Raw genomic sequence first — 10921 nt, 5'->3', positions numbered from 1 at the left:
TTTCAAGGAGGGAAAGTAATGAAATCATACATAGCAAAGCCACAAGAGATTGAAAGAAAATGGTATGTTGTTGACGCAGCTGATAAATCATTAGGAAGAGTTGCAAGTCAAATTGCTACAATATTAAGAGGTAAACATAAACCTATATATACACCAAATGTTGATACTGGAGATTTTGTTATAGTTATAAACGCTGATAAAGTTGTTTTAACTGGTAAAAAATTAGATCAAAAATTCTTAAGACACCATTCATTATATCCAGGTGGTTTAAAAGAAATATCATACAGAGAAGCAATAGAAAAGAAACCAGAATTCTTATTTAAAGAAGCTGTAAGAAGAATGCTTCCAAAAGGACCATTAGGAAGAGCTATGGTTAAAAAATTAAAAGTATATAAAGGTACAGAACATGATCATGAAGCTCAAAAGCCAGAAGTATTGGAATTAAGATATTAATTAAAAGCTGAAGGGAGGATAAACAATGGCTAAAGTACAGTATTTTGGAACAGGAAGAAGAAAAAAATCAGTTGCAAGAGTAAGACTTGTACCTGGAGATGGAAAAGTATTAATAAATAAAAGAAATATAGACGAATTTTTTGGATTAGAAACTTTAAAGGTGATCGTTAACCAACCACTTACATTAACTGCAACTAAAGATAAATATGATGTATTAGTAACAGTTCATGGTGGAGGATTCACAGGTCAAGCTGGAGCTATAAGACATGGTATATCTAGAGCTCTTGTAAAAGCAGACGAAAACTTAAAATCAGATCTTAAAAAAGCTGGTTTCTTAACAAGAGACCCAAGAATGACAGAAAGAAAGAAATATGGATTCAAAAAAGCAAGAAGATCACCACAATTTTCAAAAAGATAATATTTTATATTTCAAAGGAAAGACAAATGTCTTTCCTTTTTTATTTGTAAGTTAATATGATATTATAAATTATATATGAAAATATTACTTTATTTGACATATAAAAAAAAACTATAACTATCTATGTTAAGAATACGTTAAAACTATTTTAAAAGTTGTTAATATCTAATATAATATATAAGGTGTGGGTATAAAAGCGACACAACGCCATAATTAATATTTTGTTTTTAGGAGGACAAGTATGAATGTGTTTGCTATGATTACAGGCCTTGTTGGAGGATTAGGTTTATTTATATACGGGATGAACATCATGGGAGATGGACTGCAGAATGTAGCCGGTGAAAGATTAAAAACATTTTTTGAGAAAATTACATCGAATCCTGTAAAAGGATTGTTAACAGGTGTAATAGTAACAGGAGTTATCCAAAGTAGTAGTGCTACAACAGTAATGGTAGTTGGTTTTGTAAATGCAGGTCTTATGACATTAACTCAAGCTGCTGGAGTTATAATGGGAGCAAATGTAGGAACTACAGTTACAGGGCAGTTAGTAGCCTTTAAACTTGATGCTGCAGCTCCGTTATTTGTAGGAGTTGGTACAGTTATATTTCTTTTTTCTAAAAAGAAAAAGACAAAAGAAATAGGAAATATAATATTAGGATTTGGTATTTTATTCATGGGAATGAGTATAATGAAAGAAGCTATGGTTCCCTTAAGTAAGAGTGATATTTTTAAGAGTTTAACTCTTAGTTTATCCAATAACATATTCTTAGGCGTATTAGTAGGTATGGGGATGACAGCAATAGTTCAGAGTTCTTCAGCTACTATTGGAATACTAATAGCTTTAGCTAATAGTGGAGTACTTCCTTTAGCATCAGCATTACCTATATTATTTGGTGATAACATAGGAACATGTATAACAGCTTTATTAGCCAGCATTGGAGCATCTAAAAATGCTAGAAAAGCAGCACTTTTTCATTTAACATTTAATGTTATAGGAACAGTACTTTTTGCATTTGTATTAGTACCACTTACTCCTTTTGTAAGTGTAGTTACTAGATTAACACCAAATGATGTTGCTAGACAAATAGCTAATGCACATACGATATTTAATGTTTTAAATACATTTGTTCAAATATGGTTTGTACGTTATATAGTTATTTTTGTTAATAAGTTAATACCAGGTAGTGACGAATACGAAAAAATGGCACCGAAATACATAGATGAAAGACTTATAGAAACACCTTCAATAGCTTTAAGTCAAACAATAAAAGAAGTTGTAAGAATGGCGATGAAAGCTAAAGAAAATTTACAACTTTCCATGGAAGCTTTTGAAAATAATAATTTAGATTTAGTAAATAAAGTATATGAAAATGAAAAATTAATTAACATATTAAATAAGAGCATAACAGCATTTTTAGTTAAGCTGTCTAATTCTAATTTACCGGATAAGCAATTAAATATGGTAAGTTCAATGTATCATGTGATTAATGATATAGAACGTATAGGAGATCATGCAGAAAATTTAGCGGAGCTTACTTCTGAAAAAATACAAAAGAAAATTAAATTTTCTGATGATGCAATATATGACATAAAGAACTTATTTAATTATACTGTAGGGGCATTAACAAGAAGTATTGAAGGTTTTGAAAACAATGATGTAGAAAAATCTCAAAGTGTTATGTATGTAGAAGAGAGAATAGATAGTTTAGAAGAAAATCTTAGAGATAGTAATATAAAAAGACTTAAATCAAGATCATGTAGTGCAAATGCTAGTGCTATATTTTTAGATATTATAAGTAATTTTGAGAGAGTAGGAGATCATTCTACTAATATAGCTCAAACTATAATAAATAGATAAAAGATAGTTAATATAAAACTTATGTAACTTTAAGTACATAAGTTTTATTTTTTTATCATACATATTAATATAATGAGATGTTTGGAGGAAGTTCATGAAAAAAAATGATGCAAAACTCATAAAAACATTAGTAGTTATATTTTTGTGTATTGGATTTATTATTGGTGTAAATATATTTAATACTACAGAAACATTTAAAAGTAATGATGAAAAAATTATACTTATAGATCCAGGACATGGAGGAATGGACGGCGGAGCTATAGCTAAAGATGGAACTTTAGAAAAGAATATAAATTTATCAATAAGTAAAATATTAAAGAAGGATTTGAAAAAGGGTAAATATAAAGTAGAAATGACTAGAGAAAAGGATAAAGGATTATATTCAGAAAATAAAAAATCAAGAATAAGAAGTAAAAAAATAGAAGATTTAAATAAAAGGTGTGAACTTAAAAAATCTACTAATTGTGATATGTTTCTTAGCATACATTTAAATATGTTTCCTCAAAGCAAATATCATGGGGCTCAAGTTTGGTATTCTAATAATGAGGAAAGTAAAAAATTAGCTAAGTTACTTCAAGATAATCTAAGAGAAGATTTAGATAAAAACAACAATAGAAAAGAAAAATCAGCTGGAAATAGTTATAAAATATTAAGATCTAATGATTCTGTTCCATCGGTAATAATAGAATGTGGTTTTTTATCAAATGTAACTGAAAGAGAAAAGCTTAAAGACAAAGAGTATCAGAAAAAAATATCAAAGGCTATAGTTAAGTCTATAAATGAATATTTTCAGCAATAAATAATAAATAAACTTATAATATTTCCTCGGAAATTTATAGGTTTATTTTTATTTTGTCATAAAAAGTAACTATTATTAACCTAGCAATAATAACCTAATTAAATTATAATTAGATTATGAATATTTGAATATTTCAGTATTATAGGGGAGATTAAAATGAGAGAAATAAATGTAGATGAGATAATAAAAGAAGTAAAGAAACTATGTATAGATGCAAATTTTTATTTATCTGAGGATATTTGTAGGGAGATAAGTAAAGCTAATAAGGAAGAAAAATGGCAAACTGCTAAAGGGGTATTAGATAAAATAGAAGAGAATATAAAGATAGCTTCTAATGAAAGAATACCTTTATGTCAAGATACTGGTATGGCTTGTGTTTTTGTAGAAATAGGACAAGATGTTCATATAGTAGGAGGAAGACTAGAAGATGCCATTAACGAAGGGGTAAGGAGAGGATACAAAGAAGGATATCTTAGAAAATCTGTAGTTTTAGATCCATTAGAAAGAGTAAATACAAAAGATAATACTCCAGCTATTATATACTATAATATAGTTTCGGGAGATAAGGTTAAAATAATACTTTCTCCAAAAGGATTTGGATCAGAAAATATGAGTCAAATAAAAATGCTTAAACCGGCAGATGGAGTAGAGGGAGTTAAAGAATTTGTTATTAATGTAGTAAAAGAAGCAGGGCCTAATCCCTGTCCTCCGATAGTTGTAGGTATAGGAATAGGAGGTACATTTGATAAAGCGGCTTATCTTTCTAAGAAAGCCCTTTTAAGACCTATAAATCTTAAGAATCCAAAACCATTTTATAGTGATTTAGAAGAGGAACTTTTAGAAAAAATTAATTCTACAGGTATAGGACCACAAGGTTTTGGAGGAAAAACTACTGCATTAGGTGTTAATATAGAAACATTTCCAACTCATATAGCAGGACTACCTGTAGCAGTTAATATAAGTTGTCATGTCACAAGACACAAAGAAGTAATAATATAGGAGGAATAACTATGGAAAAGATTATACATACTCCTTTAACAGAAGAAAAGGTTAAAGACTTAAAAGCGGGAGATACAGTATTTATAACAGGAACTATATATACAGCTAGAGATGCAGCCCACAAAAGATTCATAGATAGCCTTAAAAAAGGAGAAAACTTACCTTTTGATATAAAAGACTCTATAATATATTATGTAGGACCAAGTCCTGCTAAGCCTGGAAATGTTATAGGATCTGCAGGACCTACTACCAGTTATAGAATGGATCCATATGCCCCTTCTCTTTTAGATATTGGACTAAAAGGTATGATTGGTAAAGGTATAAGAAATAAAGCTGTTATAGACTCTATAAAGAGAAATAAAGGGGTATATTTTGCTGCCATAGGAGGAGCTGCAGCATTAATATCAAAATCTATAGTAAAATCTGAAATTATAGCCTTTGAAGATTTACAATCTGAAGCAGTTAGGAAAATGGAAGTGGAGAAATTACCAGTTGTAGTTGCTGTAGATTCAAAAGGTAATGATATATATGAGTTAGGAAAGAATGAGTATCTAAAGGAATGTGAAAAATGTCAAAAATAAATGATAATAAAATAGGTAATAAAATTTTCGGTAGATTTTCTGTTAAAACTAAATTAATTATATTTTTAATATTAGCTATAGTAGCAGGAGGTAGTGTACTACTTAATAATACTAGTAAAAAAAATAAAATTAATAAAGATAATCAAAATGTAAAAACTTCTATAAAATCTAAAGAGAAAAAAGAAATTAAAAAAATAGATGAAACCAAAAATAAAAAACAAGAAGAATTAGAAAAAAAATCTGAAGAAGGTAGGAAAGCTTTTTTTAATAAAGAATATGAGAAAGCAATAAGTATAGAAAATGAAGTTATAAAAGAAGATGAAAATTTTTATAAAGCGTATAATATTAAAGGTATAACTTTATGCTATAGCGGAAATTTTAAAGAAGGAATGAAAAACATAGATAAAGCTTTAAAGATAAATCCTGACTTTGGTTATGGAAGATTTAATAAAGCACTAGCTTATGAATTATATGAACATTTTGATGAAGCTTTAAAATGGTATGATAAGGCTTTAGAAATAGAAAAATATGAATGGAGTTATTATGGGAAAGCTAGTATTTATGGAAGAAGAGGAGATGCAAAAAATACAGTTAAATATTTAAAGCTAGCTATAGAAAAATCTAAAGGGGTAAAGGAAGAAGCAAAAACAGAAAAGGATTTTGATCCTGTTAGAAATTCTAAAGAATTTAAAGAACTTATTAAGTAAGCTAGATAGAATAAATATATGATTGACTTAAAATTAGATTTAAATTTAAAATCCCCTATTAAAAATCTTTTATGTTTTTTAATAGGGGATAATTTATATATGATAATTTTTAAAATAAAGTTTCATAGGTTTATTTGTATATGTCTGGAGTTATATTGTATTTTTTACATTTAAGAGATATGGTCCTGTGAGTTACTCCAAGAGCTTTACCTGCTTTGTTAAAAGTTTTATATTTTTTCATTGCTATAGTTATAATATCTTTTTCATATTCATCTAATGTTTTAATATTATGGCTATTTATATGAGCAGAATCATTTTCAGAAATATCATTATTAGTTATATAAAAAGGTAAGTCTTTACATGTTATGTTGGAGCCTTCACATAAATTAATAGCTCGCTCTATTATGTTTTCAAGTTCTCTTATGTTACCAGGCCAATCATATTGTTGAAGTTTATAAAGAGCATTTTTATGAATACCAGATATATTTTTGTTTAATTTTAAGTTTATTTTTTTTATAAAATGTTCTACAAATAGATTTATATCTTCTTTTCTATTTTTAAGAAGAGGAAGAGAGATACTTAATACATTTAGTCTATAATATAAATCTTCTCTAAACTGTCCTTTTTTTATCATTTCTTCTAAGTTTCTATTAGTAGCTGCAATTATTCTAACATCAACCTTTTGTGTTTTTATACCACCAATACTTTCAAATTCTTTTTCTTGAAGTACTCTTAGTAATTTAACTTGCATAGAAATAGGAAGATCACCTATTTCATCTAAAAATATAGTTCCTTTATCTGCTATATTAAATTTGCCAGGTTTTCTTTTAATAGCTCCAGTGAAAGAGCCTTTTTCATATCCAAAGAGTTCACTTTCTAAAAGATTTTCCGGTATAGCAGCGCAATTTACCCTAACAAAAGGCAAATCTTTTCTAGAACTATTTTGGTGTATAGCCTTTGATATTACTTCTTTACCAGTTCCACTTTCTCCTCTTATAAGTACTGTAGATGTAGATTCAGAAGCTTTTTTAGCTATTACAAGACAATCCTTTAAAGAAGTATTATAACCTATAATAGATTTAAATGAATTACTTAAAGGTAAATGACTATCTAATAAATTTTTATAATAATTTATTTTTTCTTCAGATTCTTTTAGTTTTAAAGCTAAATCTTTTAATTCGTCTACAGGTTTTGACATAGAAATTACACCTTTAAAAATATTATCTATAAATATAGGTTCAACAGTTGAAATTATATCTAAATTGTCTTTAGAATATATTATATTTTCCTTTGGTTTTTTGCTATTAAAAACATCCATTCTAAGTCCATTAGGAGATATATTTTCTATAGATTTACCTACAATATCTTTATAATCTATAGAAAAATGTTTTTGATAAGAAGGATTAACATAACTTATTTTTCCGTTTTCATCTACAAAGCATATTAAATCATGGGAAGCTTCAAGTATTTTTTTGAATTTTTCGTTTAACTCTTTTATTCCGATAACTTCTGATATGTCTTGAAAAACTCCTATAGCACCTAGAAGTTTATTATTGTAGTATATAGGAGATCTATTAGTTATTACTATTTTATCGTTTATATGTTGAGTTACTCCCCGCTGACAGACTCCTCCTTTTATAGTATCTACTAATCTAGAAGAAGGAACAATTTCAGTTATATTTTTACCTACAACATATTTAAATGATTTATCTATAATTTTTAAACAATACTTATTAGCCATTGCAACTTTACCATCAATATCTATAACTATTATTCCTATAGGCAAATTAGAAAAAATTTGTTCATAGGTTATAGTATTTTCTTGTATAATATCATCTAGTTTAGAAGAATTAGGATTAGTAGATAGTTCTATATTTATGAATTTACATAGATCTAGTACAGCATTTTTTGATTTTGAAGAATTATCTAGAGCGGATATTTCTATCATTTCATTTTCTTTTACTTTTAAAGATATTAAAGCTAGCATGCTTATAGCTAAAGGATTATTGTTATCTATTCTTTTTATGTAAAGTTCTACTCCGTATTTATTTTTTAGTTCACTAGCTTTGTGAACAATCATTGCAGCTACTCTTGTATGTATTCCGTTTTTTATGTGGACTGTAATACTATTTTTATACATAAGTGCCCCCTTTTGATAAAAATTATCTGATTTGCATTAAAAGTTGATAAAAATTATCAATATTATGATACTATAAAATATATTTTACGTCTAGTATATGAATTATTAAAATTTATATATAAAAAATTGATAAAAAGTATCAATAGATATATAATTAAGTTACATTTTATGATGAAATACAGCAAATAATATAAAAAGATTTAAAAAATTGTATGAAATATAGTACAAAATTTTACAAAATATTTGGCATGGATTTTGCTAGTATAAAATTAGAAGGTTAATTTCGTATATTATAAAACTATTTGTATATAAATGAGGAGGAAAAAAAATGAAAAAAGGGATAGCTGCATCAAAAGGATATGCAATAGGAAAAGTTTTTATTAAAGAAGACTTAGAAATTGAAGTTATAGAAAAAACAATTGAAGATATAGACGCAGAGAAAAAAAGATTTGAATCTGCTTTAAAAGAAACAAGAACACAACTTGAAGAAATAAAAGCTAAGGCGTTAAAAGAAGTTGGAGAAGAAAAAGCTGCAGTTTTTGATAGTCATATGATGCTTTTAGATGATCCAGAATTTACAGGAGCTGTTTCATCTAATATAGAAAATAATAAAGTAAATGGAGAAAAAGCTCTTCAAGATGTTATAGATATGTACAGTGCTATATTTGCTTCAATGGAAGATGAATATATGAGAGAAAGAGGAGCCGATGTAAAAGACGTTGGTAAAAGAATAATGATAAACTTACTAGGTAAAGCAGGAAGCATGATGGATAACCTAGATGAAAATACAGTTGTAGTAGCTACAGATTTAACACCATCAGATACTGCTCAATTAGATAAGACTAAAGTTATAGCTTTCTTAACTAATATAGGTGGAAGAACTTCACATAGTGCTATAATGGCTAGAACATTAGAAATACCTGCAATAGTTGGAATGAAAGATATTACTACTTCAGTTAAAAATGGAGATTCTATTATAGTAGATGGTGCAGAAGGAATTGCTATAATAAATCCAGATGATGCTACAATAAAAGAATATGAAAAGCGTAAAGCAAAATTCCAAGAAGAACTAGAAGAACTTAAAAAACTTATCAGCGTTGAAACTCATACTAAAGACGGTAGAAGAGTAGAAGTATGTGGAAACATTGGTAAACCTCAAGATGTTAATCAAGTTTTAGAAAATGGTGGAGAAGGAATAGGTCTTTTTAGAACTGAATTCTTATATATGGATAGAGACGTTATGCCTACTGAAGATGAACAATTTGAATCTTATAAATATGTAACAGAAAAAATGGGAGAAAGACCTGTAGTTATAAGAACATTAGATATAGGTGGAGATAAGAAACTTCCATACCTTCCATTACCAGAAGAAATGAATCCTTTCTTAGGATATAGAGCTATAAGATTATGTCTTGATAAAAAAGAAGAAATATTTAAAATACAATTAAGAGCTTTACTTAGAGCATCAGCTTTTGGTAACTTAAAAATAATGTTCCCAATGATATCTTCATTAGAAGAATTCTTAGAAGCAAAAGAAGTACTTAAAGAATGTATGGATGAATTAAGAAAAGAAGGAAAAGACTTTAACGAAAATGTTGATACAGGAATAATGGTAGAAATACCAGCAGCTGCTGTATGCGCAGATGAAATTGCTAAGCATGTAGATTTCTTTAGTATAGGAACTAACGATTTAATACAATATACATTAGCAGCAGATAGAATGAATGAAAAAGTATCATATTTATATAATCCTATGCACCCAGCTGTTTTAAGATTAATAAAAATGACAATAGATGCAGCTCACAAAGAAGGAAAATGGTGTGGTATGTGTGGAGAAATGGCTGGAGATGAAGTTGCAATACCAACACTTGTAGAATATGGATTAGATGAACATTCAATGAGTGCATCTTCAATATTAACAGCTAAAAAAATAATATTAGAAAAATAATATAACCTAAATATATTAGGCAGAATTACTATATTGATTACATATTAGACTAACAAAAGTTTATTTTAATAAATTTTTGTTAGTCTTTTTATAATATATTTATATATAAATTTAAAATTACAATATAAGTATTAGTATTTATAAAAAATTTCTTAGGACAAATGATAATAATATAATTTGTCTTAAGAAAGGGGTAAGATTTATAAGGATATTATGATTAATACTAAAAATATCATGAATATACAGAATTAATCTTTTTATGTATAATTAAGTTGTATAATGTGGAAAATGGAGGTAGTAAAATGATTAAAAATAATAAATCTTTTTTAAAAAAAATTATAAGTGTATTGTTAATGTGTTTATGTATAAATGTATTATTTATAGGATGCAAAAATAAAGTTTCCAATAAGGAAACTACTAAAGAGAAAAAAGTAACAGAGGAAAGTGACAAGAGTAAAAACAATGAGGATACAAAAGAAACTAATAATTCTAAAAAACCGAGTGAAATTACTATAGAAAAAAAGGAATTTGATAGTAAAAATTCTAAAGAAAAAGAAGATATTAAATGGCAAGAATCTAAAAATAATAAATTTTCAGCAGCTATTAAAGGAAGAGGTAACAATGGTGAGGAAGAAGGAGTAGGAACAATATGTGTTAAGGATAAAGAAAATAAAATATGGAATATAAAGGTTAAAAATGATAAACAAGATACTCCTAAAAATTTATTGTGGTTAGATGATGAAAATATACTTGTAGTGATAGGACATGCCTATGGAACTGTATCTAAAGGTGGAGACTTATATAATATAAATGTTAAAACTAATAAAATTAGTGAAATTTATAAAAGAAAAGATTTAAAAAAAGAAGTTGTATCTGTTAAAAAGGAAGATGAATTTTTAGTATTAAATATGAATGTATTTGAGGATGATAATTTTTCAAAATCTCATAAAGAAGAAATAAAAATGTCTTATAAAGAGATTAAAGAAATTATCTCTAAAAACAATTAGTTATTAAGAGA

10 protein-coding genes are annotated in these 10921 nt (G+C 27.0%); 9 read left to right on the top strand and 1 reads right to left on the bottom strand.

Features of this window, described 5'->3' with window-relative positions:
• Positions 1-18 precede the first annotated feature (18 nt).
• The 7 genes from rplM (at position 19) to ABDZ71_RS03010 (ending at position 5815) form a co-directional block, all read left to right on the top strand.
• Entirely contained in the window at positions 19-453 is a 435-nt protein-coding gene (rplM, locus tag ABDZ71_RS03040) for a 50S ribosomal protein L13 (protein WP_343758731.1), read from the top strand.
• A 25-nt stretch (positions 454-478) separates the two neighbouring features.
• A complete protein-coding gene (rpsI, locus tag ABDZ71_RS03035; protein WP_343758729.1) occupies positions 479-871 on the top strand; it encodes a 30S ribosomal protein S9 in 393 nt (130 codons plus the stop codon).
• A 241-nt stretch (positions 872-1112) separates the two neighbouring features.
• Positions 1113-2729: a Na/Pi cotransporter family protein gene (locus ABDZ71_RS03030; RefSeq protein WP_343758727.1), complete on the top strand. Its 1617-nt coding sequence runs from the start codon at positions 1113-1115 to the stop codon at positions 2727-2729.
• Between the two features lie 94 nt (positions 2730-2823).
• A complete protein-coding gene (gene cwlD / locus ABDZ71_RS03025; protein WP_343758725.1) occupies positions 2824-3528 on the top strand; it encodes an N-acetylmuramoyl-L-alanine amidase CwlD in 705 nt (234 codons plus the stop codon).
• 156 nt (positions 3529-3684) lie between these two features.
• Complete coding sequence (locus ABDZ71_RS03020; protein WP_343758723.1) at positions 3685-4527, top strand: fumarate hydratase; 843 nt, start codon at positions 3685-3687, stop codon at positions 4525-4527.
• Between the two features lie 11 nt (positions 4528-4538).
• A complete protein-coding gene (locus ABDZ71_RS03015) occupies positions 4539-5108 on the top strand; it encodes a Fe-S-containing hydro-lyase (protein ID WP_343758721.1) in 570 nt (189 codons plus the stop codon).
• Complete coding sequence (locus ABDZ71_RS03010; RefSeq protein WP_343758719.1) at positions 5096-5815, top strand: tetratricopeptide repeat protein; 720 nt, start codon at positions 5096-5098, stop codon at positions 5813-5815. Before ABDZ71_RS03015 ends, ABDZ71_RS03010 begins: the two co-directional genes overlap by 13 nt.
• Before the next feature lie 130 nt (positions 5816-5945).
• Here ABDZ71_RS03010 and ABDZ71_RS03005 read toward each other — a convergent pair whose 3' ends face one another.
• Positions 5946-7955 carry a sigma 54-interacting transcriptional regulator gene (locus ABDZ71_RS03005; RefSeq protein WP_343758717.1) on the bottom strand — a complete coding sequence of 670 codons (2010 nt, stop codon included), beginning with the start codon at positions 7953-7955 and terminating at the stop codon, positions 5946-5948.
• Positions 7956-8283: 328 nt separating this feature from the next.
• Here ABDZ71_RS03005 and ptsP point away from each other — a divergent pair, with 328 nt between their 5' ends.
• Positions 8284-9903 carry a phosphoenolpyruvate--protein phosphotransferase gene (gene ptsP, locus ABDZ71_RS03000; protein ID WP_343758715.1) on the top strand — a complete coding sequence of 540 codons (1620 nt, stop codon included), beginning with the start codon at positions 8284-8286 and terminating at the stop codon, positions 9901-9903.
• A gap of 302 nt (positions 9904-10205) precedes the next feature.
• Positions 10206-10910 carry a DUF4652 domain-containing protein gene (locus ABDZ71_RS02995; RefSeq protein WP_343758714.1) on the top strand — a complete coding sequence of 235 codons (705 nt, stop codon included), beginning with the start codon at positions 10206-10208 and terminating at the stop codon, positions 10908-10910.
• The last annotated feature ends 11 nt before the right edge of the window (positions 10911-10921 follow it).

The organism is Clostridium oceanicum, assembly GCF_039521385.1.
GTDB classification, from domain to species: Bacteria; Bacillota; Clostridia; order Clostridiales; family Clostridiaceae; genus Clostridium_F; species Clostridium_F oceanicum.
The sequence above is the reverse complement of the archived record's forward strand: the minus strand, read 5'-3'. Positions and strand labels throughout refer to the sequence as shown.